28 protein-coding genes and 1 riboswitch are annotated in these 26,850 nt (G+C 49.0%); of the genes, 3 read left to right on the forward strand and 25 right to left on the reverse strand.

Going from position 1 to position 26,850, the window contains the following annotated elements:
- Window positions 1-82: 82 nt before the first annotated feature.
- The 8 genes from rplS to smc form a co-directional block, all read right to left on the reverse strand.
- Complete coding sequence (gene rplS / locus B3G15_RS08905; protein ID WP_023468738.1) at window positions 83-436, reverse strand: 50S ribosomal protein L19; 354 nt, start codon at window positions 434-436, stop codon at window positions 83-85.
- Window positions 437-548: 112 nt separating this feature from the next.
- On the reverse strand, window positions 549-1,277 hold the full coding sequence (gene trmD, locus B3G15_RS08910) for a tRNA (guanosine(37)-N1)-methyltransferase TrmD (RefSeq protein ID WP_075642542.1): 729 nt from the start codon (window positions 1,275-1,277) through the stop codon (window positions 549-551).
- Entirely contained in the window at window positions 1,274-1,783 is a 510-nt protein-coding gene (gene rimM, locus B3G15_RS08915; RefSeq protein WP_214859780.1) for a ribosome maturation factor RimM, read from the reverse strand. Before rimM ends, trmD begins: the two co-directional genes overlap by 4 nt.
- Before the next feature lie 62 nt (window positions 1,784-1,845).
- Entirely contained in the window at window positions 1,846-2,121 is a 276-nt protein-coding gene (gene rpsP, locus B3G15_RS08920; RefSeq protein WP_023468741.1) for a 30S ribosomal protein S16, read from the reverse strand.
- Between the two features lie 93 nt (window positions 2,122-2,214).
- Complete coding sequence (gene ffh, locus B3G15_RS08925; RefSeq protein ID WP_214859778.1) at window positions 2,215-3,564, reverse strand: signal recognition particle protein; 1,350 nt, start codon at window positions 3,562-3,564, stop codon at window positions 2,215-2,217.
- 12 nt (window positions 3,565-3,576) lie between these two features.
- Window positions 3,577-3,897, reverse strand: a complete 321-nt coding sequence (locus B3G15_RS08930) for a putative DNA-binding protein (RefSeq protein ID WP_023468743.1) — start codon at window positions 3,895-3,897, stop codon at window positions 3,577-3,579.
- 99 nt (window positions 3,898-3,996) lie between these two features.
- Window positions 3,997-5,001, reverse strand: a complete 1,005-nt coding sequence (ftsY, locus tag B3G15_RS08935; RefSeq protein WP_023468744.1) for a signal recognition particle-docking protein FtsY — start codon at window positions 4,999-5,001, stop codon at window positions 3,997-3,999.
- A complete protein-coding gene (gene smc / locus B3G15_RS08940) occupies window positions 4,998-8,561 on the reverse strand; it encodes a chromosome segregation protein SMC (RefSeq protein ID WP_290720139.1) in 3,564 nt (1,187 codons plus the stop codon). Before smc ends, ftsY begins: the two co-directional genes overlap by 4 nt.
- 126 nt (window positions 8,562-8,687) lie before the next feature.
- Here smc and B3G15_RS08945 point away from each other — a divergent pair, with 126 nt between their 5' ends.
- On the forward strand, window positions 8,688-8,888 hold the full coding sequence (locus B3G15_RS08945) for a DUF1128 family protein (protein ID WP_023468746.1): 201 nt from the start codon (window positions 8,688-8,690) through the stop codon (window positions 8,886-8,888).
- Between the two features lie 70 nt (window positions 8,889-8,958).
- On the opposite strand, the gene rnc is transcribed toward B3G15_RS08945, so the two are convergent.
- The 11 genes from rnc to B3G15_RS09000 form a co-directional block, all read right to left on the reverse strand.
- Window positions 8,959-9,729, reverse strand: a complete 771-nt coding sequence (rnc, locus tag B3G15_RS08950; RefSeq protein ID WP_023468747.1) for a ribonuclease III — start codon at window positions 9,727-9,729, stop codon at window positions 8,959-8,961.
- Between the two features lie 56 nt (window positions 9,730-9,785).
- Window positions 9,786-10,025: an acyl carrier protein gene (acpP, locus tag B3G15_RS08955; RefSeq protein ID WP_029342095.1), complete on the reverse strand. Its 240-nt coding sequence runs from the start codon at window positions 10,023-10,025 to the stop codon at window positions 9,786-9,788.
- A gap of 70 nt (window positions 10,026-10,095) precedes the next feature.
- Entirely contained in the window at window positions 10,096-10,827 is a 732-nt protein-coding gene (gene fabG / locus B3G15_RS08960; protein WP_035396763.1) for a 3-oxoacyl-[acyl-carrier-protein] reductase, read from the reverse strand.
- Entirely contained in the window at window positions 10,824-11,744 is a 921-nt protein-coding gene (gene fabD, locus B3G15_RS08965; protein WP_035396761.1) for an ACP S-malonyltransferase, read from the reverse strand. The genes fabG and fabD overlap by 4 nt, the downstream gene beginning before the upstream one ends.
- Before the next feature lie 16 nt (window positions 11,745-11,760).
- Window positions 11,761-12,756: a phosphate acyltransferase PlsX gene (gene plsX / locus B3G15_RS08970; protein WP_050677493.1), complete on the reverse strand. Its 996-nt coding sequence runs from the start codon at window positions 12,754-12,756 to the stop codon at window positions 11,761-11,763.
- Window positions 12,753-13,322 carry a transcription factor FapR gene (gene fapR, locus B3G15_RS08975; protein ID WP_023468752.1) on the reverse strand — a complete coding sequence of 190 codons (570 nt, stop codon included), beginning with the start codon at window positions 13,320-13,322 and terminating at the stop codon, window positions 12,753-12,755. The genes plsX and fapR overlap by 4 nt, the downstream gene beginning before the upstream one ends.
- An 85-nt stretch (window positions 13,323-13,407) precedes the next feature.
- Window positions 13,408-15,438 carry an ATP-dependent DNA helicase RecG gene (recG, locus tag B3G15_RS08980; RefSeq protein ID WP_290720155.1) on the reverse strand — a complete coding sequence of 677 codons (2,031 nt, stop codon included), beginning with the start codon at window positions 15,436-15,438 and terminating at the stop codon, window positions 13,408-13,410.
- Window positions 15,422-16,318, reverse strand: coding sequence for an L-serine ammonia-lyase, iron-sulfur-dependent, subunit alpha (gene sdaAA, locus B3G15_RS08985; protein ID WP_023468754.1), 897 nt, complete (start codon window positions 16,316-16,318; stop codon window positions 15,422-15,424). The genes recG and sdaAA overlap by 17 nt, the downstream gene beginning before the upstream one ends.
- Before the next feature lie 4 nt (window positions 16,319-16,322).
- On the reverse strand, window positions 16,323-16,985 hold the full coding sequence (sdaAB, locus tag B3G15_RS08990) for an L-serine ammonia-lyase, iron-sulfur-dependent subunit beta (protein ID WP_023468755.1): 663 nt from the start codon (window positions 16,983-16,985) through the stop codon (window positions 16,323-16,325).
- 100 nt (window positions 16,986-17,085) lie between these two features.
- The gene (locus tag B3G15_RS08995; protein ID WP_369792079.1) at window positions 17,086-18,759 is read right to left on the reverse strand and encodes a DAK2 domain-containing protein; all 1,674 of its coding nucleotides are present in this window, start codon (window positions 18,757-18,759) and stop codon (window positions 17,086-17,088) included.
- 25 nt (window positions 18,760-18,784) lie between these two features.
- Window positions 18,785-19,147 carry an Asp23/Gls24 family envelope stress response protein gene (locus B3G15_RS09000; RefSeq protein ID WP_023468757.1) on the reverse strand — a complete coding sequence of 121 codons (363 nt, stop codon included), beginning with the start codon at window positions 19,145-19,147 and terminating at the stop codon, window positions 18,785-18,787.
- Between the two features lie 283 nt (window positions 19,148-19,430).
- Between B3G15_RS09000 and rpmB the strand changes: the two genes are divergently transcribed.
- Both rpmB and B3G15_RS09010 read left to right on the forward strand, forming a co-directional pair.
- Complete coding sequence (gene rpmB, locus B3G15_RS09005; RefSeq protein WP_023468758.1) at window positions 19,431-19,619, forward strand: 50S ribosomal protein L28; 189 nt, start codon at window positions 19,431-19,433, stop codon at window positions 19,617-19,619.
- Between the two features lie 140 nt (window positions 19,620-19,759).
- Window positions 19,760-21,163 carry an amino acid permease gene (locus tag B3G15_RS09010; protein WP_214859765.1) on the forward strand — a complete coding sequence of 468 codons (1,404 nt, stop codon included), beginning with the start codon at window positions 19,760-19,762 and terminating at the stop codon, window positions 21,161-21,163.
- Between the two features lie 54 nt (window positions 21,164-21,217).
- On the opposite strand, the gene B3G15_RS09015 is transcribed toward B3G15_RS09010, so the two are convergent.
- The 6 genes from B3G15_RS09015 to B3G15_RS09040 all read right to left on the reverse strand — a co-directional run bounded on the left by B3G15_RS09015 (window position 21,218) and on the right by B3G15_RS09040 (window position 26,836).
- On the reverse strand, window positions 21,218-21,820 hold the full coding sequence (locus B3G15_RS09015; RefSeq protein WP_290720164.1) for a thiamine diphosphokinase: 603 nt from the start codon (window positions 21,818-21,820) through the stop codon (window positions 21,218-21,220).
- 1 nt (window position 21,821) lies between these two features.
- Window positions 21,822-22,382: an energy-coupled thiamine transporter ThiT gene (thiT, locus tag B3G15_RS09020; RefSeq protein ID WP_023468761.1), complete on the reverse strand. Its 561-nt coding sequence runs from the start codon at window positions 22,380-22,382 to the stop codon at window positions 21,822-21,824.
- A 60-nt stretch (window positions 22,383-22,442) separates the two neighbouring features.
- Window positions 22,443-22,552: riboswitch (TPP riboswitch) on the reverse strand.
- Window positions 22,553-22,574: 22 nt separating this feature from the next.
- Window positions 22,575-23,231 (reverse strand): ribulose-phosphate 3-epimerase, encoded by a 657-nt coding sequence (gene rpe / locus B3G15_RS09025; RefSeq protein WP_029342106.1) that lies wholly within the window; start codon window positions 23,229-23,231, stop codon window positions 22,575-22,577.
- A gap of 2 nt (window positions 23,232-23,233) precedes the next feature.
- Window positions 23,234-24,139 (reverse strand): ribosome small subunit-dependent GTPase A, encoded by a 906-nt coding sequence (rsgA, locus tag B3G15_RS09030; protein WP_029342107.1) that lies wholly within the window; start codon window positions 24,137-24,139, stop codon window positions 23,234-23,236.
- 25 nt (window positions 24,140-24,164) lie between these two features.
- Window positions 24,165-26,099 (reverse strand): Stk1 family PASTA domain-containing Ser/Thr kinase, encoded by a 1,935-nt coding sequence (gene pknB, locus B3G15_RS09035; RefSeq protein ID WP_290720170.1) that lies wholly within the window; start codon window positions 26,097-26,099, stop codon window positions 24,165-24,167.
- A 2-nt stretch (window positions 26,100-26,101) separates the two neighbouring features.
- Window positions 26,102-26,836 (reverse strand): Stp1/IreP family PP2C-type Ser/Thr phosphatase, encoded by a 735-nt coding sequence (locus B3G15_RS09040; RefSeq protein ID WP_023468765.1) that lies wholly within the window; start codon window positions 26,834-26,836, stop codon window positions 26,102-26,104.
- Window positions 26,837-26,850: the final 14 nt, after the last annotated feature.

The following is a 26,850-nucleotide window of genomic DNA, read 5'->3' on the forward strand; positions in this document are numbered from 1 at the left end:
GCAATTTCTTCCTAAGGACTAGTATACGCATAAACTGCAAAAAAAAGAAGCTTGTCCGGAGACAAGCCACTTTTTCACATGATTAACGACGAATTTCTTTAATACGCGCCGCTTTACCACGAAGGTTACGGAGGTAGTAAAGTTTCGCACGACGGACTTTACCGTAGCGAACGACTTCGATTTGTGCAACACGTGGTGAGTGGAGCGGGAAAGCACGCTCAACGCCAACTCCGTAAGAAATTTTACGGACTGTGAATGTTTCACTGATGCCGCCACCGTGACGTTTGATGACTACGCCTTCGAAGAGCTGAATACGCTCACGCGTACCCTCGACGACTTTAACGTGTACACGGACTGTATCCCCAGGACGGAACGCAGGGACGTCTGACTTGATTTGTTCTTGTGTAAGTTCACGGAACAATTGTTGTGTGTTCATGAATGATTTCTCCTTTTTTCACCAATGTTCTTATCTTCATTTGCTTCAAGCATCCGACAGCGGAACATCGTTAATGGGTGGCTTTTGCCACATGTTTTAACTTATCATAGATTCAGTCGTTTGACAATCCTGAAATCGAGTCTAAATAACGCTGGTCTTCTTCCGTTAACGATGCGTCCACGAGAAGATCAGGGCGCCGCTCATATGTCCGCTTCAGCGACTGTTCCCGTCGCCATTTTTCAATCCGGGCATGGTTGCCTGATAACAAGACATCGGGTACTCTGTACCCTTTATATTCTGCTGGACGCGTATAGTGCGGGTATTCAAGAAGTCCCGTCGAGAACGAATCATCTTCGTGACTCGCAGAAGCACCGAGGACGTCCGGTAAGAGGCGTACGACGGCGTCGATCATCGTCATCGCAGCGAGTTCTCCTCCCGTCAAGACGAAGTCTCCGAGCGAGACCTCATCCGTCACCAACTGATCATGGATTCGTTGATCAAACCCCTCATAGTGACCACATAAGAAGACGAGTTCTTCTTCGTTTGCCCATTCTTCCGCCATTCGTTGCGAAAACCGTTTACCGGTCGGTGTCATGACGATGATTCGTCGTTTTCGTTCCGGTAGACTTGCCATCGCATCGAAGACGGGTTGAGGTGTCAACAGCATGCCGGCTCCTCCGCCATACGGATAATCATCGACCTTACCATGTCGATTCGTTGAAAAGTCTCGAAAATTGATGGTTTCGAGTATGACGTGTTGATCGTCTTGCGCTCGCTTGACGATCGAATGATCAAGCGCTGAAAACATCTCTGGAAACAGCGTCAATACACGGATGTTCATTCCTCGATCAGTCCCGGAAGCGGCGTGATCTGAATGCGTTTCTGTTCGACGTCGACGGAAGCGACGACCTGCTCGATATACGGAATCAGGACATCTTTTTTTCCGTCGCGTTTGATCGTCCAGACGTCATTTGCGCCCGTTTCGAGAATGTCGGATACGACTCCGATTTTCGTCTCACCGTCATAAACCGAACAACCGATGATCTCATGATAGTAAAATTCATGCTCGTCTAAGTCCTGTAAGTCTTCTGCATGGACATAGAGTTTCAATCCTTTGTACTTCTCGACGTCATTGATATGATGCATCCCTTTGAACGTCACCATGATGAATTGTTTATGCTTTCGGTAGCCACTGATCGTTACCGGTGTATACGTGCCTTCAGAGCCGAGAAAGACTTCTTTTCCGACCTTAAAGCGTTCTTCCGGGAAATCCGTGCTTGCAAGTAACTTCAATTCCCCTTTTAGACCGTGCGTGTTGGCGATTTTCGCAATTTCCAACCATTCCATTCGTTTCACTTCCTTTCTTGAATTAAAAAAAGGAGGTAAGCTTTCGCTCACCTCCTAACGTCTTACTTCGCGAGTTTCGCGTTGTGGAATTTCTCCATGATACCAGCTTGTGAGAAGAGGTTACGAACTGTGTCCGAAGGTTTAGCACCTTCAGAGAGCCATTTAAGAGCTAGCTCTTCGTTGATTTTAACTTCTGCTTCTGGTTTAGCAACTGGATTGTAGTATCCGATTTGCTCGATGAAACGACCATCACGTGGTGCACGTGAGTCTGCTACTACCACACGGTAGAAAGGTGATTTTTTTGCGCCCATGCGCTTAAGACGAATTTTAACTGCCATTCGTAAGTCCCTCCAAATAATAAATGATTTTTTCGTTTAGTCAAATTGACAACTTCATTAGTATACAACGTTACAGCAAAAGAGAAAAGACTTTTAAAAGAATGGAAGGCCAAAGCCTTTCTTTTTCCCTTTGCCCATCTGTCCGGAAAATTGTTTCATCATTTTCCGCATATCTTCGAACTGTTTAATGAGGCGGTTGACTTCTTGGATACTGCGTCCGCTACCACGGGCAATCCGCTTCCGACGGCTCGCATTCAAGATTTCAGGTTCAGTCCGCTCTCGTTTCGTCATCGATTGGATGATCGCTTCGACATACACGAGTTGCTTCTCATCGATTTGGGCGTTTTTCAACCCCTTCATCTTCCCTTTACCTGCCCCAGGGATCATTCCCAACAGTTCGTCGAGTGGACCCATCTGTTTCACTTGCTGCAACTGCTCGATGAAATCATCGAATGTAAACGATGCATCGCGCATTTTGCTTTCTAACTCTTTGGCACGCGTAGCGTCCATTTGTGACTCTGCTTTTTCAATCAGTGTCAGCATGTCTCCCATGCCTAGAATCCGTGACGCCATCCGCTCGGGATAGAATGGTTCGATGGCATCGAGCTTCTCTCCAAGACCGACGAACTTAATCGGTGCTCCGGTGACTGCCTTGATGGAGAGTGCTGCACCACCTCGCGTATCTCCGTCGAGCTTCGTCAGAACGACTCCCGTTACGCCAAGCTTCTCATTGAAGCTCTCTGCGACGTTGACGGCATCCTGACCCGTCATCGAATCGACGACAAGGAAGATTTCATGCGGTTTGGCGATCTCCTTAACATCAACGAGTTCCTGCATCAGTTCCTCATCGACGTGTAAGCGACCTGCCGTATCGATCAACACGATATCGTGATGATGCTCTTTTGCATAATCGAGTGCACCGGTAACGATTTCTTGTGGACTAACCTGATCTCCCATCGAGAAGACCGGTAACTCCAATTGTTTTCCGAGTGTCTCTAATTGTTTGATTGCTGCCGGACGATAAATATCCGCCGCAACAAGCAAAGGACTACGATTATGTTTTTTACGTAAATGATTGGCAAGTTTACCCGTTGTCGTTGTTTTACCTGCCCCTTGCAGACCCGTCATCATGATGACGGTCGGAGGACGGTTCGCAAGCGTCAATGGTGACACTTCTGCACCCATCAGATTCGTCAATTCATCGTGGACGATTTTGACGACTTGTTGTCCTGGCGTCAAAGACGTCATGACATCCTGTCCGACGGCGCGTTTCTTTACATCATTTACGAATTGTTTGACGACCTTGAAGTTGACGTCGGCTTCGAGTAGCGCTAAGCGAACTTCGCGCATCATCTCTTTGACGTCTGCTTCAGAAATCTTACCTTTACCTCGCATTTTAGCGAGACTGGCTTGAAGCCGTTCCGATAATCCTTCGAATGCCATTAAGAATGCCTCCTACTCTAATTGCTCCAATGTCTCAATGATCACTAGGGCTTCACCCGGAAGGTCGCATTGCTTCAGCTGATCGAGTAACTGCTTTCGCCGTTCGTGTTTCTTGAACAGCGATAGTCGTTCTTCATACTGCTCGAGCATGGCTTCCGTGCGTTTTATGTTGTCGTAGACTGCTTGTCGGCTGACTTCAAACTCATCGGCGATCTCACCTAAGGAAAAGTCATCTAAGTAATAGAGTGACATGTAATTCCGTTGTTTTGGCGTCAAAAGCTCCTGATAAAAGTCAATCAGATAATTCATCCGGTTCGTTTTATCAAGTGTCATTCGAGCACCTCCGCAATGTTAAGTGAAATTCCTTTACAGATAGTATAGTACAGCCCTCACAGTGTGTTGTCAAGTTTTTTTCTTTACATGAAACGTCGCTTATTCCGCGCTTTCTTCCGTGTCGACGTTTTCTTTTTCTTCAAAGACATCGCCGAACAGTCCATATACGAATTGTTCTGCGTCAAATGGTTGTAAATCATCGATTTTTTCACCGAGACCCACGAACTTCACCGGTAGATTCAGCTCGTTCTTGATCGCAAGAACAATCCCACCTTTTGCTGTGCCGTCAAGTTTCGTTAAAACGATTCCGCTAACGTTCGTCGCTTGTTTGAAGGCTTTTGCTTGCACCATCGCGTTTTGCCCTGTTGTTGCGTCAAGTGCTAGTAACACTTCATGGGGTGCGCCTGGAATCTCACGTTCAATGACGCGTTTGACCTTTTCGAGCTCGTTCATCAAATTGACCTTGTTTTGTAGGCGTCCCGCCGTATCACAAATCAGGACGTCGACCTTACGTGCTTTTGCTGCTTGGACGGCGTCATAAACGACAGCAGCCGGATCGGAGCCTTCGCCTTGGCGGATGACCGGTACACCGGAGCGTTCGCCCCAGACTTGCAGTTGATCGATCGCACCAGCCCGGAACGTATCTCCCGCTGCTAACATGACGCTCTTACCTTCTTGTTTTAATCGGTTCGCAAGTTTCCCGATCGTTGTCGTCTTACCGACCCCGTTGACACCAACGAAGAGGATGACATTCAGCTCATGATCAAGATCAAGGGCTGTCTCTTCTTCTTCGACTAACATGTTCGCGACGACTTCAACGAGGACATCCCGGACTTGTTTTGGATCCTTGACGTTACGTCGTTTGACTTCTGTCTTTAATTCTTCGACCAAATCCATCGTCGTCGTCACACCGACGTCTGCTTGGATCAACACTTCTTCTAACTCTTCAAAAAAGTCTTCATCGACTTCACGGAAGCGGTAGACGAGATCATTGACGGCACTCGCTAATCCGTCGCGTGTCTTCGTCAAGCCTTCCGTAAATTTAGTCGTGACTTCTTGTGTCGAAGTCGTCAAGCGGTCTTTCAGTTTTTTAAAGAAACTCATCGTTTAATCTCCTTTGGTTCTTCACTTAATGTACGTCGTGCCTCTTCTAGTTTAACGGATAACACTTCAGATATCCCGTTTTGCTGCATCGTGACGCCGTAAAGGACATCTGCCGCCTCCATCGTTCCTTTCCGATGGGTGATGATGACGAACTGTGTCTCGCGTGCTAGCTGATGGACGAACTCGCCGAATCGCGCGACGTTCGCTTCGTCAAGCGCCGCCTCGACCTCATCGAGGACACAGAACGGGACAGGACGTGTCTTTAGAATCGCAAATAATAAGGCGATTGCTGTCAAGGCACGCTCTCCACCGGACAAGAGCGACAAATTCTGCAGCTTCTTACCAGGCGGTTTGGCAACGATATCAATTCCACTCGTCAACAGATCACTCGGGTCAACGAGGACTAGATCGGCTTCACCGCCCCCAAATAACTCGCGGAATGTTTCCCGGAAGTGTTCTCGGACAGCATCATATGTTTGACGGAACAATCGAATGACTTCTCGGTCCATCTCTTCGATGACGCCATAGAGATCGGTTTTAGCAGCGACGAGATCATCCCGTTGCGCGGATAGGAACGTAAACCGTTCATCGACCTCTGCGAATTCCTCAATCGCACCGATGTTGACGATGCCGATTTCTTCGAGTTGGCGTTTGAGCAGATGAATTTCCTCTTTTGCCTCTTCATACGATAGATCAAGTGGTGCAATCAGTTCGAGCAGTAATCCCATCTCTTCCAGCATTTCTTGTCTTGTCTCAAGACGCGTGCTCGTTTTCCCTTGCGAGAGTCGTAGCTGCTCGAGTGCCTGTTTCGTCGTTTGTTGATCGTCCTTCGTCTTCGCTTCGCGGATCCGGATCAAGCGCAGGGATTCTGCTTGTACTTGAATCCGTTGCCCGATCGCGACGAGTTCGGTCTCGACCCGTTGTTGTTCCTGTTCCTGTTCGCGCTGTTCCGCATGCAAGGCATCGATTTTCGCTTCGTCGAATCCTTCGAGGACATGACGCAAGTCACGGCGTTTATGACCACGTTCAAGCTTTGCGTGACTGACCTGTTCCGTCAGGCGTTCGATCTCTTGCGAAAGTTGCGCTTGTTTCATTTGAATCGTCCGCTCTTCGAGAACTGCTTCTGCTTGTTCCTTCTTCAGTTCGTCCATCGTGACGGCACCACGGGCTTGCGCATCCTTAAGACGATCTAAGGCTTGTCTGAGCTCCGTTTGACGCTCCGTCCATTTTGCGATCTCGACTTCCGACGTCTCGATGATCTGACGTGCTTCCTGTTCTTGTTCGAGTAAACGTGCCATCTGTCGATCTTCAACCGACAATTCAGACGTCATGACAGCGAGATGACGGTTCGCATCTGCTAACGTATCGCGCGATTGTTCGAGTTGCCCTTGTAATGTTTGAATCGTTTCTGTCCGTGTCCGAGCCGTAGCATCAAGAGTCTGGATCGCCGCTCTCAGATCTTCCAAGCGGCGCATCTGCTCCCGAATGACCGCTTGTCCACGCGTCAGTCCCTCTTTTAACTCGTCAAGTTCGCGCGATTGACTGAACAATGGTGTGCCTTTTTTCCGACTTCCGCCGGTCATCGTACCGCCGACGTTGACGACATCTCCTTCGAGCGTGACGAGACGATAGCGATGTCCCGTCGAACGGGCGATTTGGTTCGCCTGTTCAAGTGACTCGACGACGAGTGTCGTACCGAGCAAGTTCATCTTTAATTTCGTCAACGTCTCGTCTGTCGTCACGAGATCACTTGCAATCCCGACGAACCCAGACATTCCACCGACTTGTTCTCGTACTGAACGATTGACTTCGCGTGCTTGGAGTGAGGCGAGCGGCATGAACGTTGCTCGACCGGCATTTAATCGCCGAAGCTCCTGGATCAGACGACGTCCTGTCGCATCGGTATCAACGACGATGTTTTGCATTGCCCCACCAAGCGCTGTCTCGATTGCCGCTTCAAACCGCGCCGGAACCGAAATCAACTCCGCGACCGCTCCGTGGATACCTGGGTGCTGATCTCGTTGTTTTAAAATCGTCTTCACGGCACCGAAATAACCGCTATAGTCGGCTTTGACGGATTCAAGGAATTCAATCCGGTCTTCCGTCTTATGCCGACGTCGCTCTAAATCCGCAACGGACTGTTCGACTTGTCGTAACGCATGTTGTTGTTCATTTCGTGCTGCAAGTGCCGTCGTCTCTTCTTCCGTTGCTTGGTCCAACTTCGTCCGGATCGAAGCGACTTCCGCCTCTAGACGAGCTACGTCTTCCTCGAGTTGACGACGCGTCGATTGTTTCGTACCGCTGTCCGCCGTAAATGAACGTTGTTGTTCTTCTGCCTGCATGAGATCTTGCTTCGCCCGATTATAGGCATTATTCGTCGCAGCTAATCGACTCGCCACTTCAAAGGCTTCCGAACGTAATACTTCGGCTTCCTTATCAAAATCACGATCGGTTTGTGTCAGCGCTTGATCGGCTCTTTCCCGTTCAGCCGTGATCCGTTTTGCTTCCTGATCGACTTCTGCTTGGCGTTCCTGTAAAGCGGTCAGTTCGAGTTCCAGTTCCTTGACGCGTTCTTCGACGACAGCAACCTCTTGTTCGAGTCGCTCTTTCGTCTCGGTCCCGTGTTTTTCACGCTCTTTCGCTAGGTTAAGGGCACCTTGGATCTCAACAAGTCGCGTCGAGACATGTCGAAGTTGCTCCTGCAACGCGTTTTCTTGTTGTCGTTCTTCTTCGAGCGTCGATTCTTGATTCTCTCGGGACACGACGGTCTCTTCGTAAGTCGTCTTTTGAGACGCAAGGCGTTCTTCACATTGTGCGATGTCACGCGCTAGTGTTTCGAGCTCCGTCTGATACGTCGTGATTTCATGCGCCAAGATACCACGTTCGAGGACATCATGCCGTTCTCGAGCGACGAGATACTCTTTCGCGAGCGCCGCTTGTTCACGTAACGGCTCGATTCGTCCGCCAAGTTCATATAAAATATCATCGACACGCGATAGATTCGCTTCCGTATCACTTAATTTCCGCTCGGCTTGCTTCTTGCGATGACGATACTTCAAGACGCCTGCTGCTTCCTCGATGACAGCACGGCGTTCTTCCGGTTTACCGGAGATGACTTGTTCAACTCGCCCTTGTCCGATGATTGCAAAAGCATCACGCGACAAGCCTGTGTCCATGAACAGATCAAGGACATCCTTCAGGCGACATGGTTTTTTATTTAAAAAATAATCGCTGTCTCCGTTGCGGCTGACACGCCGCGTGACACTGATTTCCTGATACGGCAACGCAACCGTTCCCGACTCGTTGTCTAAGATGAGCGTCACCTCGGCAAATTGTTTCCGGTGTTCAGACAGACTGCCGGCAAAAATGACGTCTTCCATCTTCGCCCCGCGCAGTGACTTCGCAGATTGTTCTCCGAGCACCCAACGGACAGCGTCCGATATATTTGATTTCCCACTTCCGTTCGGTCCGACGACTGCCGTGACACCCGGAAGGAATTCTAATTCAGTTCGACTGGCAAATGATTTGAAGCCATTGATTTCAATTCGTTTTAAGTACATCTTGATCACCCGTATGTTTAAATTTCTTTTGAATTTCTTTCAGTTTACCATAGCCGAAACGCTAGCAACATGATAGGTTTTAAGGTAGTATCACGCAAAACAAGAAGAAGAGGAGCGAATAACACGATGACGATTGAACAAATGATTGAAGCAATCTTAGATAAATTGAACATCATCAACAAAGGGGTCATTAAAGCAGAACAGTTCGATGGCTCAAAAAACGAGGACTTAAAAGAGATTTATGAGTTCGTCATGATGCGCGACTCGTTATCACTTGCAGAGGTCGATGCGATCGTCGACGAACTGAAATCCCTCAAGACTGTCTAATCAAGCGAACTTCACACGATAAAGGCCGATCATCTCTCACGCATTCGAGAGATGGTCGGCCTTTTGTTGCTTAAAACTGTTTCTTTAATTCAAGTAAGGCTTGTTTTGCCGCCTGTTGTTCTGCCTCTTTTTTCGATCGGCCTGTCCCGATCCCTTCCAGCTCATCCGCGACTTGGACACGCGAGATGAATTCCCGACTATGCGCCGGACCGCGCTCCTCGATGATTTCATACTCGATGACACCTAAGCCGACACGTTGAATCGCTTCCTGTAATTGACTCTTGAAATCTGTCTGTTCTTCAAAAAAGCCTGTCGCCACTTTCGGAAAAACCGCTTCGGCGAGGAATCGTTCGGCTGCTTCGATGCCTTGGTCAAGATACAAGGCGCCAATGAAGGATTCGAAGACATCCGCAAGTAAGGCTGGACGATTCCGACCACCGGTCAGTTCTTCCCCCTTACCTAACAGAATCATATCGGAAAACTGATAGTGATTCGCAAATTGGACGAGTGACGGTTCACAGACGATTGCCGCTCGCAATTTCGTTAATTCCCCCTCGGAACGTTCCGGGTAGTGTTCGAATAGATAGCGTGACACCGTCAACTCTAAGACCGCGTCCCCTAAAAATTCTAGGCGTTCGTTATCCCCTTCAGACTCGCGTTGTTCATTGACGAACGAAGAGTGCGTGAAGGCTTGTTTTAATAGCTCGACATTAGAAAACGTGATATTCAGGCGCTCTTGTAACGCTTCGAATTTCTGCTCGATTTGAGCGAGCGTCCGAGCATCCTTGCGTCGTTTTACATAGGGTCCTTTTCGGACACGACGTCCTTTTTGATTCGTCATAGTTCCTCCTAAACAGCTAAAGCCCACCGCAAATTGCGGTGGGTCAGCTTCAATGATCAGACTTGTGTTTCGATGTAGTTGACGACATCGCCGACAGTCTTCAAGTTTTCTGCTTGCTCATCTTCGATCGTGATTTCGAACTTGTCTTCTAAGTCCATGACGAGTTCCATGACTTCGAGAGAGTCAGCACCGAGGTCATCTTTGAACGATTTATCAAGTGTGATTTCACTTTGTTCTTTTCCTAATTTTTCTGCGATTGCTTCTTGTACGTCTACTAAGATTTGTTCTTTTGTCATTTTAAAATCCCTCCATGAGTTGAGTATATAAGATGATTGCCGATTTGGCAAAGTACTACCGTTAGTTGTGTTACATCGTCATGCCGCCATCGACGGCAAGAGTTTGTCCTGTGATGTATCGCGCTTCATCTGAAGCGATGAAACTGACGAGTGAAGCAATATCGTCGGTTTGACCGAAGCGTTTCAACGGAATTTGCCCGAGTGACAGGTTCCGCTGTTCTTCTGTCAATTCGTCCGTCATGTCCGTCTCGATGAATCCTGGACAGATGGCATTGACAGTGACGCCTTTACTAGCGAGTTCACGTGCGACGGATTTCGTCAGCCCGATCAGACCCGCTTTCGCTGCGACATAGTTCGCTTGCCCTGGATTTCCGGAAATACCGACGACTGATGCGATGTTGATGATACGACCGCTTGTTTTTAACAACGGACGTGTCGCGGCTTGCGTGACGAGAAACGCCCCTTTCAGGTTCGTATCGATGACAGCATCGAAATCCGCTTCCTTCATGCGCATCAGCAAACCATCACGCGTGATGCCGGCATTATTGACGACACAATCCAGTTGACCGAATGTGTCGATCGTCTGTTTGATCATCTGTTTGACAGCATCTGCTTCAGCGACATTCGCTTGAATCGCGAGTGCCTCTCCGCCTGCTTCCTTGATTTCACGGACGACAGCTTCCGCCTTGTCCGTGCTTCCTGCATAGTTGACGACGACACGGAAACCATCTGTTGCCAATCGCTTCGCGATGGCAGCTCCGATGCCGCGTGACGCGCCAGTGACGAGTGCTACTTTACTCAACGAATTCCCTCCGCTTCCAACTGCTCAAGTGTCGTGATGCTGATGATCTTCGCATCTTTTTTGATTCGTTTCACGAGACCGCTCAACGGAGATGATGGACCAAACTCAATGAATGTATCCGCACCTTCTTCGATCAGACGCTCAACGCATGATTCGAATCGAACCGGTGAGTAGAGCTGCTGAACGAGCAAACGAATCAATTCGTCTGGTTGATCATGGAACGCACTGTCGACGTTCGAGATGAATTTCGTCTTCGCCGCTTCAAACGGTGACGAAACGAGAATGTCTTCGAATCGTGGTGCGAATGGTGTCATGAGTGACGAATGGAATGCACCCGAGACATCAAGCGGTAAGACACGTTTTGCTCCGAGCTCTTTTAACTTCGCTGTAGCGGATTCGACCGCTGCGATTTGTCCGGAGATGACGAATTGCCCAGGACAGTTGTAGTTGGCGATTTGAACGATCTCTCCCGTCGCCGCAATCGATTCGACCGCGTGATGGGCTGCCTCGACATCATTCATGCCGATGACCGCCGCCATCGTTCCACCCGTGACTTGATTCATGAGTTTTCCGCGTTCGCGGACGAGATAGACGGCTTCAGACGGTGTGATGACAGAAGCTGCGACAAGCGCACTATATTCTCCAACACTGTGTCCGAGTACGAAATCAGGTGTATGTCCTTGTGCTGCGTACTGCTGTGCGAGTAATGCACTGTGTGCGACGATGGCTGGTTGAGCAATATCTGTCGCTTTCAATTCATCCTTCGTCCCTGTCGTCATCAGCGTCGTCAGATCCAGACCAATTCGCGTTCCGAGGTCAGCGAGTGCTTGGCGTGTCTCGTCTTGCGTGATGAGCGTCTGTCCCATTCCAGGGGTTTGTGACCCTTGTCCCGGAAACATCCAAACTGTTTTCCCCATCTCGTCTCACTCCTTCTTAACGTGCTTCTGTTGCCTTCGCTTGAACGATTTTGGCAACGACTTCTTGTTCGACCATCTTTTCTGCTTGAACGAGCGCTCGGCTGAATGCGTAGGCATTACTTGAACCATGCGCCTTAATGACCGGAGCCGCTATGCCGAATAGTCCGGCACCGCCATATTCTTCATAAGCGAGCAACTGCTTCATTTTTTTCAACTTCGGTTTTAGTACGAGAGCGGCGAGCTTTGATGTCCAAGAGCTCATGAATTGTTCTTTCATGACACCCATGATCATACTGGCAGCCCCTTCTGTACTCTTAAGTAACGTATTGCCGGCAAAACCTTCCGTGACGATGACATCGACGTCACCGCTCATCGCTTCTCTCGCCTCGACGTTCCCAACGAAATGAATCGGTGCTGTCTCAAGTAGCGGATACGTTTCCTTCGTCAGTGCATTCCCTTTACCGGCTTCTGATCCGATATTCAGGAGTCCGACTTTTGGACGTGTGATGCCGCGAACTTGTTCTGCGTAGACAGACCCCATGATGGCATAATCGAGCAAATGCTCTGCCTTCGCATCCGGGTTGGCGCCGACATCTAAGATGACGACACCTTTCCCATTACGTGTCGGGAAAGTCGGGGCCAGTGCAGGACGGTCAACTCCTTCGATTCGACCGATGACGAACAATCCGGCAGTCATGAGCGCTCCCGTGTTGCCTGCTGAAATCAAGGCATCTGCCTCTCCTGATTTCACCAGGTTTGCAGCCACAACGAGTGAGCTATCTTTCTTGCGGCGAATCGCACGTACCGGTTCATCTTCTCCGGTGATGACGGATGCCGCGTGGACGATCGTCACGCGCGGATCCTCGATTGTGTATGAGCGTAATTTCAACTCATCTCCGACTAGTCGGATATCGATGTTTTCGTTTGGACGTTCTGCCAAATAGGCAACGACCCCTTCTACGATGGCACGGGGTGCGTGGTCGCCCCCCATAGCGTCAACTGCTAAAATCATTTCGATTCCTCCTTACTACTTCGATACACCGTGAACTCACCGATGAAGACACATTCTTCACCGACATAACTCTCCACCGTGATGTCAGAACGACCATCTTGACGATGGGAACTGACGAATGCCTTCGCAACGACGCGTTCTCCGACGTGAACGGAGCGTGTGAACTGAACGTTCGCACGTGTCGTCAACGCGAGTTCATCGTCGATGAGCGCAATCGCAAGCGAGTTTGCCTGCGCGAACAAAATATGTCCGCGGGCGATCGCATTCCGACTAAACGCATGTTCCGGCAAAATCTCAAGGATCGAGATCGCAGATGTATCGAGTTTCAGGTCAATCATATCACCAATGACTTCATTTTCAGTCAACGTACGCACATCATCCAGCCGTTCGGTCGCGACGTGTTTAATTCGCTCCCGTAATTCCGGAATCTTTAATTCCATCCGGTCGAGACGAATCGTCTGGATACTGACACGGAATCGTGTCGCCAGCGCTTCATCCGTGATGAACGGATTTTGCTCGATCGTCTGTAATAATTCTTGTTGTCTCTCTTTTTTAGGTACCCGCATGTATGTTCCTCCCACAAGAAGGATGACCACTATTATTACCTGGTACTAACAGTAGTATATATCCCTTGTTGTTCACTTTCAAGTATTATTCGATTCTTTCTCCTTCAAGTAGCCCTTGTCTTTCGATATAGTCACGCAAGACGTCGTATTCCGGCGCTTGCCAAAAGGCGTCCGATCGCAGTAAGCGGACTGCATCTTGTCGCGCAGTTTCCATGACTTGTATATCGAGCGCCGGATCAGTCAAGACGAAGCGCGGTAATCCACTTTGTTCGGTACCGAAGAAATTTCCGGCTCCGCGCAGTTTTAAATCCTTTTCCGCTAGCTTGAAGCCATCGTTCGTCTCCGTCATCGTCTTGATCCGTTCTTTTCCCGTATCGGAAGAGGGATCGGCGATTAGAATACAGTAAGACTGAGCATCGCCTCGACCGACGCGTCCTCTTAATTGGTGTAATTGCGCAAGACCGAAGCGTTCTGCATCATGAATGACGATGATCGATGCATTCGGAACGTTCACACCGACCTCGACGACCGTCGTCGAAACAAGGATTTGAACGGTATTCTCCTTGAATGCCTGCATGACCTCGTCTTTTTCTGAAGAAGTCAAGCGCCCATGCATCAAACCGACATGATAGGACTTGAACCGCTCAGTCAATGTCGCATGTAATTCGATCGCATTTTGAACTTCGAGTGATTCGGATTCCTCGATCAATGGCGTGATGACGTAGGCTTGTCGACCTTGCGACAATTCTTTCTCGACGAACCCGAAAACGCGTTCCATCTGTTGCGGTTTCGCCCAGTAGGTCTCGATTTCCTTTCGTCCCGCCGGCATCTCATCGATGATCGAAACATCCATATCTCCAAAGACCGATATCGCAAGCGTACGCGGAATCGGTGTCGCTGTCATATATAATACATCTGCCTGTTCAGCTTTCGCACGCAATCGTTTCCGTTGTTCGACACCGAAGCGATGTTGTTCATCGGTGATGACGAGGTGTAATGCCTTGAACTGGACGGTGTCTTGAATCAGCGCATGTGTTCCGACCAAGACGTCGATTTCTCCTGTTGCGAGGGCTTTGAGCAAGTGCGCGCGCGCTTTTCCTTTAACTGAACTCGTCAGTAGACCGACCCGAATCCCAAGTGGTTCAAGCAATGGGGCGAGCGACGCTGCATGCTGTTCCGCTAAAATTTCGGTCGGCACCATTAAGGCGCCTTGTCTTCCGGCACGAACCGTCGCGAACAAGGCGATGGCTGCGATGACGGTCTTCCCGCTTCCGACATCTCCTTGCAACAACCGATTCATTCGTTCGCCGCGACCGATGTCGTCTAGGATTTCTTTTGTCACACGTTGCTGGGCACCTGTCAGCGGAAACGGCAGGCTCTGGATGAAATTGGCGATATCCGTTTCATGAAGGGGAAGAGCAATCCCTTGACCTTTCCGTCGCCCAAGACGTAACGCCTGTAATTTCAGTTGGAAATAGAGGCACTCTTCGTAGACATAACTGCGACGAGCAGCCGTTAACTCTTGTCGATTCGTTGGGAAATGAAGCGACTTTAACATCGTCATTCGGTCTTGTAACCGGTATGTCTTCCTGATACTATCCGGGATCCGTTCAGCTAATGCCTCAGTCTCCTTGAACGCCAAGTCGACGACGCGTCGGAACGTTTTCATCCGCATGTCACCCCGTAGCGAGTAGACCGGTGTCAATTCGCCTTCGATTGCCCCGAATTGCAATTCCGTCGCAGAGATCGTCATCCGGTGTAAGTCCCACTTGCCACTGACCGTCACTTCTGCCCCAAGTTGCAATTGGTCTTTGTAGAATGCTCGGTTGAACATCGTTACGGTCACACTATACCGTTCTTCAACGAGCAGACGGAACGTTAAACGATTCTTTCCTTTTCCGTAATAGCGCACAAGTGGTTCAGATTGGACTTGACCCGTGAACTTGACTTTATCCTCATGGATTGCTTCCGTTAGACTTCCCGTCACGAAGTCGTCATAACGAAACGGGACGTGCTCGAGCACGTCCGCAACGGTGAAAATATTCATCTCTTCTAGTTTTTTCGCCAAATCCCGTCCGACACCTTTTAATGTCTTGACGTCACGTGATGGATTCATTCGATAACTCTCCGAAGATTTTTGCTTCGAGCCAGCGACCAGTCGGCGTATTCGCGAGTCCACCTTTTGCTGTCTCGCGAAGCGCAGACGGCATCATCTGACCAATCTCATGCATGGCTGAGATGACTTCATCACATGGAATCCGTGACGTGATTCCAGCGAGTGCCATGTCGGCAGCTACAACAGCATTCGCCCCACCCATCGCATTGCGTTTCACGCATGGCACTTCGACGAGTCCTGCAACAGGATCACAGACGAGTCCGAGCATGTTCTTCAGCGCGATCGCAAAAGCATGCGCTGACTGATCCGGTGTTCCGCCCGCCATCTCAACGATGGCAGCAGCTGCCATCGCTGTTGCCGAACCGACTTCTGCTTGACAGCCACCAGCCGCTCCGGAAATCGATGCATTGTTCGCGACGACGAAACCGAACGCACCGGATGTGAACAAGAAGCGTAACATCTGCTCACGCGTTGGGTTTAACCGATCTTTGACAGCAAATAGTGTACCTGGTACGACGCCGGCACTCCCTGCCGTTGGTGTCGCACAAATTTTTCCCATCGCAGCATTGACTTCATTCGTTCCGATTGCCTTACTAACGGCGTCCAGTAATAAATCACCGGATAATCCTTTACCTGAAGCACGGTACCGTTGAAGCAAGACAGCATCCCCACCGGTCAGTCCTGTCACCGACTGGACACCGTCACCATCAAGTGAACGAGCGACTGCTTCTTCCATCACTTGCAGGTTTCGTTCCATCATCGCATAGACTTCATCTCGCTCTAAATGACGAACCGTCATCTCTTGCTCGATCATGACTTCCGAAATCGGAATATTTCGTTCCGTCGCGATGGCGACGAGTTCTTTTACGGATTTAAACATGTCTTCACTCTCCCATCATGACGGCACGCTCGACTTGAGGTAACCGATCGATTTCTTCCAACACTTCTGCCGTTATCCGGTCATCAATCTCAATTGCCATAAGTGCTTGTTTTCCTTTTTCATGCCGTGACACTTCCATATGCCCGATATTGATTTCGTAATCAGCCAAAATGCTCGTCACGGCTGCGATCGCACCAAAACGGTCATGGTGTAAGACGACGAGTGCCGGTCCCCCACCGGACAAACGAAGCGGTACACCATTTAATTCCGTGATTTCAATCGTTCCCCCACCAATTGAAATACCAACCAATTCAAACTCTTCTACTCCATTCGTCAAATGGACACGAGCCGTATTCGGATGATCCGTCAACGCCTCACTCGTCTCGAAATGAATCTCAATCCCTTTCGACTTCGCGATATCGATCGATTGTGGAATCCGGTCGTCAAACGTATCGTATCCGAGAACACCGCCGATGATGGCGACATCCGTTCCATGTCCACGATACGTATCCGCGAATGAACCGTAAAACGTGATGTGGATGACAGTAGGCGTTTCCCCGAATAATTTACCCGCCATCAATCCAATCCGTGCAGCCCCTGCTGTATGCGAGCTCGATGGACCAACCATGACTGGTCCGATGATGTCAAAGACGCTACGATATTTCATTTCTTTTCCCCTCTCTATGAAACAAACGAAATCCCACCTCTATTATCGCAGATGGTGGGATTCGTGAAAAGGCTAGTCGCCCTTTTTCAGTATGATGGTTTTATTCGACGCTTAAAATGTACGAATAAAGCGGTTGTTTGCCGTCGTGGACTTCCACCTCAGCATCCGGATTGACCGATTCGATGTACGCGACGAGGTCGTCGACTTCTTCTGTTGAGACGCCTTCACCGTAAAGAACCGTGATGATTTCGTCGTCCTCAGTGACGAGTGTATCGACGAGTTTCTTGACGGCACCAAGACTTGAAGCGTCCGTAGCGACGATTTGTTTTTCAGCAATCGCCATATGGTCGTCCTTCTTGATTTCTACACCATCGATGTTCGTATCACGTACGGCATATGTGACTTGTCCCGACTTAACGGCTGCAATCGCATCTGCCATGTGCGCTTCGTTCTCTTCGACAGTCGCTTCTGGATTATAGACGATTGTTGCTGCTAAACCTTGTGGAACTGTTTTTGATTTCACGACCGTCACACCACAATTCGCAACAGATGCTGCTTGTTCAGCGGCCATGATGATGTTTGAGTTGTTTGGATAGACATAAACGTGTTCAGCGTGTGCATCCTCGATCGCCTTAACGATATCTTCAGTCGACGGGTTCATCGTTTGTCCGCCTTCGATGACGACACTGACACCGAGTGATTTAAAGAGTTCGCTGATTCCTTCACCCATTGCGACTGTCACGAGGGCTGCTTTCGCTTTTGCCTTCGGTGCAGCGACTGGAGTGACTTGGTTCGCACCTTCTTCTTCAAGGATCGTCGAGTGTTGTTGACGCATGTTTTCAATCTTAACAGCGACGAGTTCACCGAAACGTTGTCCTTTTGTGATGACTTCTCCTGGTGTTTCAACGTGGACGTGAACTTTAAGGAGTTCTTCATCCGCTACGACGAGCAATGAATCACCGAATTCCGCTAATTCGTTACGGAAGTCTTCTTCGCTGAATGGTGCATTCGCAAGCTTGTCATCTTGGAAACGAACCATGATTTCCGTACAGTAACCGTAATGGATTTCTTCTGTCGACATGAAGCTTTGAGCCGTTTTATGATGCTCTGCTTCGACGAGTGCTTCCATGACAGGCGCATGCGGTTTGTCGAGTTCTTTTCCTTCGAGTGTTGCGAGGAATCCTTCATAGATACAGACGAGACCTTGACCACCAGAGTCAACGACGCCGACTTCTTTTAATACCGGAAGAAGTTCTGGTGTACCGTCGAGCGATACTTTCGAAGCTTCGACGAGTTGACGCATCAACTCTAAGAAATCCGTCGTCGTCTCAGATTGTGCGATAGCAGCGACAGCTGTTTCACGGGCAACCGTCAAGATTGTTCCTTCAACCGGTTTCATGACTGCTTTGTATGCTGTATCGACACCTTTTTGTAACGCATCTGCGAATTCCTTCGTATCAATCGTTGTTTTGCCTTCGATTGATTTCGAGAATCCACGGAACAATTGACTTAAGATGACGCCAGAGTTTCCGCGCGCCCCCATCAATAATCCACGTGCGAAGACGTTCGCGACTTCCGATACAGAATCCGAAGTTGATTTACCTGCTTCTTTTGCACCTGAAGTCATCGTCAAATTCATGTTCGTTCCCGTATCACCATCTGGCACAGGGAAGACGTTCAATGAATCGACGAAATCTGCATTTTGATAGAGATTCGCCGCGCCATTTTGAATCATCTTGACTAACTGCGCTCCTGTTAAACGATCTACACTCACTAAAGTTTCCTCCTCTATTCCCGCCTTAGACATTCGTCAAGCGGACTCCTTGGACAAAGATGTTCACAGATGTCACGTCAAGACCTAGTGCCTGACTGAGCGTGTATTTCACGCGACTCTGTACGTTGTTCGCCACCTCTGAGATTTTCGTTCCATAGCTTACGATGATATGCATATCGATATGGACCTGCTCTGAAGCCTGTCGAACGATGACACCGCGTGCAAAGTTCTCACGTTTTAAGAGTTCAGCAAGACCATCCTTGATTTGAGACTGGGATGCCATACCAACGACACCAAAACATTCCATTGCTGCGCCGCCCGCAAGTTGCGCGACGACATCATTATCTACATCAATCTTTCCATAGGTCGTTTTCATCTCGATCGCCACCTGAGTAGCCCCCTTTGAATATTGTATTCTTCTCATAATTCTACTATAAGGACCTACTATTGAAAAGTCGCCGTACTGACTATACAATGAATAAGTGAAAAATAGTAGCGGTCAAATGAACTTTTACCATCATCCTCATCCATTATTTTAAATTTCGAGGTTGTCTGTCAAGTTTTTTTCTTGTCAGCTACTTTTTTTATGTTGCAACCGCCCTGACACCATGCTAAGATAGCAAAGTGTCTATTAGGACGAACGCAAAACAACATAAAAGGAGGCGGAACGCATGGCACGTAAATGCTACGTTACTGGGAAATCGCCAAAGTCGGGTAACAACCGTTCACACGCATTGAACAAAACAAAACGTACTTGGGGAGTCAACGTACAAAAAGTACGTATCCTCGTCGACGGTAAGCCGAAAAAGGTTTGGGTTTCAGCTCGAGCTCTTAAATCAGGTAAAGTCGAACGCGTATAAGGCGCAACCACCGGATGGGAATCTTCCCTTCCGGTTTTTTTATGCCCTCATTTATTTTTCTCATAAACTAATTGTCGCTTTTATTGAAAACGCTTACAATAGGAACGTACTTTATTTTGTCAGAATTGGGGGAAGTCATCATGCAACTCAAACGAGAGATGACGAGTCGACACCTGTTCATGATTTCACTCGGCGGAATCATCGGAACAGGCTTATTTTTAGGGTCAGGATTAACGATTTCACAAGCAGGACCTCTCGGGGCGGTCCTCAGTTACATCGTGGGTGGGACCATCATGTATCTGACGATGTTATGTCTAGGAGAATTAGCGGTCTATCTGCCGGTCTCGGGGTCATTTCAGACCTATACGACCCGATTCATCGGACCAGGGGTCGGCTTTGCCGTCGGTTGGATTTATTGGCTCGGCTGGGCCGTGACGGTGGCACTCGAAATTACAGCTGCCGGCAGTTTGATGGACCGCTGGTTTCCGAACGTACCCGTTGTCGTCTGGTGTACCGTCTTTACGGTCTTGCTGTTCGGTCTGAATGCCGTCTCCGCCAAAGCATTCGGTGAAGCTGAATTCTGGTTCTCGAGTTTGAAGGTCCTCGCGATCCTGTTCTTCATCATTCTAGGTGGCGCTGCTTGGTTCGGCTGGTTACCGATGGAAGCAGATCGTCCGACATCGTTATTTGCGAACTTTACGGCAAGCGGTTGGTTTCCAAACGGGATTCTCGGTGTCTTGACGACGATGATTGCCGTCAACTTCGCCTTCCAAGGAACGGAATTGATCGGTGTTGCGGCTGGGGAGTCCGACACGCCCGAAAAATCGATTCCAAAAGCCATCCGCAACACAGTCTGGCGGACGTTCATCTTCTTCGTCTTATCGATTACGATCGTTGGTGCATTAATTCCGTATGAAACAGCTGGCGGAGTCAGCAGTCCGTTCATCATGGTCTTTGATGCGATCGGTATTCCGTACGCTGCTGATTTGATGAACATCGTCGTCTTGACAGCGTTGTTGTCCGTCGGAAACTCCGGATTATATGCGGCGACTCGGATGTTATGGGCAATGGCGCAAGAAGGGATGATTTCAAAGAAATTATCTTACGTCAATGCACGTGGTGTGCCGATGCGGGCGTTGCTCTTTACGATGATGTTCGCGATGTTATCGCTTCTGACCGCATTTTTCGCAGAAGATACCGTCTTCATTTGGCTCTTGTCCTTAGCCGGACTCGGGGCTCAAGTCGGCTGGATTTCAATCTCTGCTTCGCAGCTTGCATTTCGTCGTCAGTTCGTCCGAAACGGACACGATGTATCCGAACTGAAATTCAAGACACCACTCTATCCGGTGTTACCACTGATTTCGTTGACACTTAACGTCGTCGTCCTCGTCAGTCTTGCGTTTCAAGCGGATCAACGAATCGCTCTATACATCGGTGTTCCTTTCTTCCTTGTCATGTGGGGAAGTTATCATCTCTTCGTCAAAGGAAAACATCTATCCGCTCAAAGCGACATCCGTGTCGCCCCTTCTCAACTCGACGAATAATTTCATCTAAAAAGAGGCCGCGGAGTCATCCACGGCCTCTTTCCTATGATTGTGCTATTCCTTAAGCGTCCGCATCATCAATAGTTCTCCTTGATGGAGCTCTACCTTCGCTTCTGACGCACACCATTCATTACTGACGGTCAAGGAACCTCCGACCGGTACTGGATGTGCATCAAGTGGATATTTGACTCCGGATAAGCTTAAAGTCGATGGTACGAGTGGAATGAACGAAAGATAATGATAGCTCCCTGCTTCGACTGCATACGTTCCCTCAGCCAAGTATCGTACCTCTTCTCGTTTCGTCACGAGTCGTGCCTCTGGGTATCGCTTCAATAGATATACATTTTGGACGGTCATGTCGAGCCGCCCACCTGTCGCCCCGATGATGAAGGTATCCTCAAACTGTTTCTTCTCTGAGACTGTACGAAGTGCCAGTTCGAGATCCGTTTCATCTTTCTCGGCCGGATGAACGATTGCCCCTTCTGGTACATAACCAAGAGAATCAAAATCACCAATCGTCAGGTCGCATGTCAGCCCAAACGATTCAATCGTCTGAACACCACCGTCGACACCGACGATAAAGTCACCTGGCTGACAAAACTTCCGTAAATCCGGCGCTTCTTCTCGCGGACCGGCACAGACGAGAATCGCCCGCATCTCAGACGCCTCGTGCCGAATAACGGAGTAAGCGTGGCGCAGTCGTGAATAAAAGACCCGCAACGACACCACAAAGAACGTAAGACGGTACCATGTATGTCGCGTTATAAATCAATGAATACGGTACGACTGGACCTTCGGCATACTCGGCAAAAAAGACGATTCCACTGATGACATGACAGATATAACGGAGTCCTGCGCCTAATAACGTCGCCAGGAGAACGAACGCCATCAAGCTTTTCTTTTGTCCATTGCGCGCGGCTAGTCTGACTTGACGCGCGAACAGACCACTTAATCCGACGACACCATACGCAATCGTATAGTCAAGCATCGGTTGAACGATCGTCAAGACTTGTGGAGCGAACATCAATTGAATCGTACCGACAAGCGCTCCCGTGACGACCCCTCCGACGACACCGTGGCGAAATGCCATGACGAAGATCGGTAACATCGCTAAGCTGATTGAGCCTCCTTGTGGCATTTTGAATGGAATCAGTAAATCAAAGACGACTCCGAGACTGGCGAAGATGGCAATTTCCATCATCATTTGTAACCGTTTCATGCTATTTTCCTCCTTCATTGTACGAGAGGACGCAAAAAGGCAGTACGACGAACGCCGTACTGCCTGCGTGCGCCACATCCCTACGTCCGTTTGAACGGAACAGGTTCGAAGGGTTAAAGTCTAAAAGACTTCTCTCAGCCGCTTTTCAAGCGACACCCCTTGCGGTCATCATATTTCGTTTTCTCGTTCTTATTATACGGCAGCCCCTTGACGAATGCTAGTGATCGCTTCCGCATAATCTGGTGCATTGTAGATTGCTGATCCTGCGACGAGAACGTTCGCACCGTTATCGATGCAAAGCTTTGCCGTTTCCGGATTGACGCCACCGTCAATCTCGATTTCAAATGTCAGACCACGATCTGCTTTCATTTGCGCAAGTGCTGCGAGTTTCGGCATGACACGCTCGATGAAGGCTTGTCCACCAAAGCCCGGATTGACCGTCATCAATAAAACCATATCGACATCCTCAAGGACGTGTTCAATCGTTGATAATGGCGTATGGGGATTCAAGACGACTCCTGCCTTTGCGCCCGCTGCTTTGATTTGTTGCAAGACACGATGGACATGATTCGTCGCTTCGACGTGGAACGTCACGATGTCCGCCCCTGCTTTGACGAAATCCTCGACGAAACGTTCTGGCTGGTCGATCATCAAATGGACATCGAGAATCATATCCGTCTTTTGACGTAAGCTGCTAAGCACAGGTAATCCAAATGAGATGTTCGGTACGAACTGACCGTCCATGACATCAAAATGGATATAGTCCGCGCCTGCTGCTTCGACTGCTTTAACATCGCGTTCGAGATTCGCAAAATCTGCTGATAAGATAGATGGTGCAATTTTAATCATCTTCAATACCTCCGGGCTCGATTCTTGATTTCGTCTATAAACATACCATAGTTCTCATAACGAGAGGACATGATTTCTTGGGCTTCGACGGCTTCCTTGACGGCACAACCGGGTTCATTCAAATGCAAGCAACCTCGGTATTTGCAATCATCTTGTACAGCCACGAATTCAGGGAAACTCCACCGTACATCCTCGATTTCCATATCATACGGAAAATCGAGGTTCGAGAAACCTGGCGTATCGGCAATCAATCCTTCGGCAAGCGGCATCAATGTGACGTGGCGCGTCGTATGACGTCCTCGTCCGAGTGATTTCGAGATCGCACTTGTTTCTAAATCAAGAGAGGGTTCCAGTGCATTGAGCAATGAACTTTTCCCGACACCGGATTGTCCGGCGAGAACGCTCGTTTTTCCAGCAAGTAACGGACGGACTTGCTCAATACCTGCCAACGTCTCACTTGATGTCTCGATGACCGTATACCCAATCTTCCGGTAAGCGGCAATCGCCTCTCGGACAGCCGGTCCTTTAACATCGTCCAGCAAATCCATCTTCGTCAATAGGATGACGGGTTGAATTTCCTTCGCTTCGATCAAAACGAGAAATCGGTCGAGCAAGTGCGCTGAAAAATCAGGTTCTGCCGCCGAGACGACGAGCAATGCCTGGTCGATATTCGCGACTGGAGGGCGTACTAAAAAGTTGTCCCGCTCCTTCACTTCGAGAATATATCCTGTCTCACTTTCGATATGAAGAACGACCTCGTCTCCGACGACTGGACTGATGCCGCGTTTTCGGAAATTCCCTCTTGCCCGTGAACGGACCTCTCCTTCTGGTGTCATGACATCATAAAAGCCACCCTGCAGACGTATGATCGTTCCTTCTCGATTCTCTTCGATGCGTTGTTCCGTCATCCTATGCACTCCTTTTTCATCACATTCATTGTGCGTCTTTTGCTTGATTGTACGTGATGGTTTTTGAACGATACACCGTATCGTCTTTATAGATCGTAATTTTTCCTTCTTCTCCTGGATCAATCGTCACCGGCACGTCGAATGTCTCATCTTGATCAATCGATTCCTCGATGACGGTCCGCTTCCCTTTCGCGTCTTCCGTCTCAATCCGGATGACTTGTTTCGGTGGTTCCTCGTCCTCGTTCTCGCTGACCGCATCATAGACGACCTTTTCAGGGAACGTTGCCGTCACCGTTTTTTCTTCCTCACCTTTTGAGATGAACACAGTCACGGAGTCGTTCGGTTCGACTTGTGCTCCTGCTTGCGGGAATTGACGGATGACTTGATCGAGCTTCACGTCACTTGAAAATTCTTGTTCAAACGTGCCGTCGAGACCCATTTCATCGAGATACGCTTTTGCTTCATCACTCGATAAGTTCGTCAAATCTTTCAATTCAAAGGACGAAGTTCCTTCTGAGACAGTGATCGTAATCGTCTGTTCTTTTGCGATCACTTCCGTTCCAGCAGAGATCGATTGTCGGATAACATTACCTCGCGCGATTTCATCCGACTTTTCACGTTCGACTTCGACTTTTGCGAATCCAGCCTCTTTTAATGTGGCGATCGCCTCTTTTTCAGCGTCATCTGTCACATCCGGTACTTCGACCGGAGCACTACCTGTAGAGACGACCAAGTTGACTGTCGAACCCTTCTTGACTTGTGCGTTTTCACGCGGTGTCTGACTGATGACATCGCCTTCCTCGACTGTATCGCTATTTCGTTCTGTCGTCTCAACAACGAATCCAAGTTTCTCAAGCTTCGTTTCCGCTTCGTCTCCATCCGACTTGACGACAGATGGTACGGTGACCGTTGGATCTGGCCACATCGCAAACGTCGTAGCTGCACCACCTAGCAATATGAGCAATAAGAGGACGATCCACCAGCGTTTTTTCTTTTTCTTTTCCGGTGTTTTCGGTTGAACGGTCGTGACAGCGGGTGATTCTGGTTCCGCTTTTGATTCTTCTGGCACTTGTACAGGCGATAAGACCATCGTCTTTTCCATCTCATCCTCTTCTGCACCACGGATGCCTTCACTTGCTCGTTCGTCAGACAACGCCGTCACCATATCTGTCTTAAAGGCTGCGACGGACTGTTGGCGGTCATGCGGTGCTTTTGCGAGCGCCTGCATGATACAGTTCTCAAGCGCTTGTGGCACTTTCGGATTCAAGACGGATGGGCGACGCGGTGTATCTTGCAGATGCTTTAAAGCAATCACAACCGGTGAATCACCTTCGAACGGGACTTGTCCTGTAACAAGTTCGTATAATACAGCACCAAGCGAATAGATATCCGACTTCTCATCCGCAAATTTACCTTTTGCTTGTTCTGGTGAAAAGTAATGGACGGATCCAAGGACTGACATCGTATGCGTCAGCGTCGCATTCGACATTGCCACAGCGATTCCGAAATCCGTTACTTTGACGGTACCATCTTCTCGAATCAACATGTTTTGCGGTTTGATATCGCGATGGATGATCCGGTGTGCATGGGCGTGATCGATCGCATCACAAATTTGAGCGATGATATCGACGGCCTGCGGCACAGGTAATGCTTGATTTTCACAAAATGTCTTTAATGTCATACCATCGATATACTCCATGACGATGTAATAGATGGCATCTTCTTCGCCTACATCATAGACGGCAACGATGTTTGGATGATTCAAGCTGGTAGCAGCATGCGCTTCACGTTCGAATCGACGAATGAACTGTTCGTCATGCGAAAATTCAGTCCGTAAAATCTTAATGGCAACATGACGCTTTAAAATCTCATCATAGGCTTGATAGACATTCGCCATCCCGCCACTTCCAACTAGCCGTTCTATGCGGTAGCGGTCATTTAATCGATCTCCGTATCGCATATTCAGACCCTCTTTCTTTCTTTGAACCGGATGGCGGCAATCGTAATATTATCCGCGCCTCCTCGAGCATTCGCTTCTTTCACCAATCGTCCAACGATCTCATCAAGCGGCTCATCCTGTAAGATGATCTGTTCGATGACATCATCTGGCACTTCATCGGTCAATCCGTCACTACAGACGAGGACGAGGTCATAGTCTGGAGCATCTCTGACTTGAATGTCGACTTCGACTGTTTCGTTCGAGCCGACCGACCGTGTGATGACATTCTTACGTGGATGATTTTCGACTTCCTCATCCGAAAGTTCCCCCATTTGTCGTAACATGTTGACGTAAGAATGATCATCCGTCAATTGTTTTAACGCCGTACCTTCAAGGGCATAGACCCTACTATCTCCAACATGACCGATGACGAGCAAATCTTCGACCCAGCATACGCAGGCAATGGTCGTTCCGACGATTGCAAGTTGCTCGTCTTTTGAAAACTGAAGAATCCGGGCATTTGCCTCGGCTACACGTTGTTCTATCCATTCAGACAATTCCATCGGACGATTTGGCATGAGTGAAAAGGATGCTTCAAATACCTCGCGAACGATCGCACTTGCGATATCGCCAGCAGCATGACCTCCCATACCGTCCGCAACGACGGCAAGACCACGTTCGGCGTTCCCGACGAGTAATACCGTATCCTCATTTTTAGTCCTGACTTTCCCAGTAGTCGAAAGGTGAGCTAACTCCATGACAGTCCTCCGTT

It is taken from the genome of Exiguobacterium sp. UBA1053, assembly GCF_002316465.1.
Taxonomy (GTDB): domain Bacteria; phylum Bacillota; class Bacilli; order Exiguobacteriales; family Exiguobacteriaceae; genus Exiguobacterium_A; species Exiguobacterium_A abrahamii.

Bases quoted from the DNA above. Each gene is read 5' to 3' on its own strand.
- B3G15_RS09015 (WP_290720164.1), bottom strand. From the start codon at position 21,820: ATGCGGGCGATTCTCGTCTGTGCCGGTCCGCGAGAAGAAGCGCCGGAT.
- rimM (WP_214859780.1), bottom strand. From the start codon at position 1,783: ATGGAATGGTTGGAAATTGCGAAAATCGCCAACACGCACGGTCTAAAA.
- rpmB (WP_023468758.1), top strand. From the start codon at position 19,431: ATGGCACGTAAATGCTACGTTACTGGGAAATCGCCAAAGTCGGGTAAC.
- rnc (WP_023468747.1), bottom strand. From the start codon at position 9,729: ATGACGAATCAAAAAGGACGTCGTGTCCGAAAAGGACCCTATGTAAAA.
- B3G15_RS09040 (WP_023468765.1), bottom strand. From the start codon at position 26,836: ATGGAGTTAGCTCACCTTTCGACTACTGGGAAAGTCAGGACTAAAAAT.
- fapR (WP_023468752.1), bottom strand. From the start codon at position 13,322: ATGCGGGTACCTAAAAAAGAGAGACAACAAGAATTATTACAGACGATC.
- trmD (WP_075642542.1), bottom strand. From the start codon at position 1,277: ATGAACATCCGTGTATTGACGCTGTTTCCAGAGATGTTTTCAGCGCTT.
- B3G15_RS08945 (WP_023468746.1), top strand. From the start codon at position 8,688: ATGACGATTGAACAAATGATTGAAGCAATCTTAGATAAATTGAACATC.
- recG (WP_290720155.1), bottom strand. From the start codon at position 15,438: ATGAATCCATCACGTGACGTCAAGACATTAAAAGGTGTCGGACGGGAT.
- B3G15_RS08930 (WP_023468743.1), bottom strand. From the start codon at position 3,897: ATGACACTTGATAAAACGAACCGGATGAATTATCTGATTGACTTTTAT.
- thiT (WP_023468761.1), bottom strand. From the start codon at position 22,382: ATGAAACGGTTACAAATGATGATGGAAATTGCCATCTTCGCCAGTCTC.
- sdaAA (WP_023468754.1), bottom strand. From the start codon at position 16,318: ATGTTTAAATCCGTAAAAGAACTCGTCGCCATCGCGACGGAACGAAAT.
- acpP (WP_029342095.1), bottom strand. From the start codon at position 10,025: ATGACAAAAGAACAAATCTTAGTAGACGTACAAGAAGCAATCGCAGAA.
- sdaAB (WP_023468755.1), bottom strand. From the start codon at position 16,985: ATGAAATATCGTAGCGTCTTTGACATCATCGGACCAGTCATGGTTGGT.
- smc (WP_290720139.1), bottom strand. From the start codon at position 8,561: ATGTACTTAAAACGAATTGAAATCAATGGCTTCAAATCATTTGCCAGT.
- rpsP (WP_023468741.1), bottom strand. From the start codon at position 2,121: ATGGCAGTTAAAATTCGTCTTAAGCGCATGGGCGCAAAAAAATCACCT.
- ffh (WP_214859778.1), bottom strand. From the start codon at position 3,564: ATGGCATTCGAAGGATTATCGGAACGGCTTCAAGCCAGTCTCGCTAAA.
- B3G15_RS09010 (WP_214859765.1), top strand. From the start codon at position 19,760: ATGCAACTCAAACGAGAGATGACGAGTCGACACCTGTTCATGATTTCA.
- pknB (WP_290720170.1), bottom strand. From the start codon at position 26,099: ATGCGATACGGAGATCGATTAAATGACCGCTACCGCATAGAACGGCTA.
- rplS (WP_023468738.1), bottom strand. From the start codon at position 436: ATGAACACACAACAATTGTTCCGTGAACTTACACAAGAACAAATCAAG.
- ftsY (WP_023468744.1), bottom strand. From the start codon at position 5,001: ATGAGTTTCTTTAAAAAACTGAAAGACCGCTTGACGACTTCGACACAA.
- rsgA (WP_029342107.1), bottom strand. From the start codon at position 24,139: ATGACGGAACAACGCATCGAAGAGAATCGAGAAGGAACGATCATACGT.
- fabD (WP_035396761.1), bottom strand. From the start codon at position 11,744: ATGGGGAAAACAGTTTGGATGTTTCCGGGACAAGGGTCACAAACCCCT.
- rpe (WP_029342106.1), bottom strand. From the start codon at position 23,231: ATGATTAAAATTGCACCATCTATCTTATCAGCAGATTTTGCGAATCTC.
- plsX (WP_050677493.1), bottom strand. From the start codon at position 12,756: ATGATTTTAGCAGTTGACGCTATGGGGGGCGACCACGCACCCCGTGCC.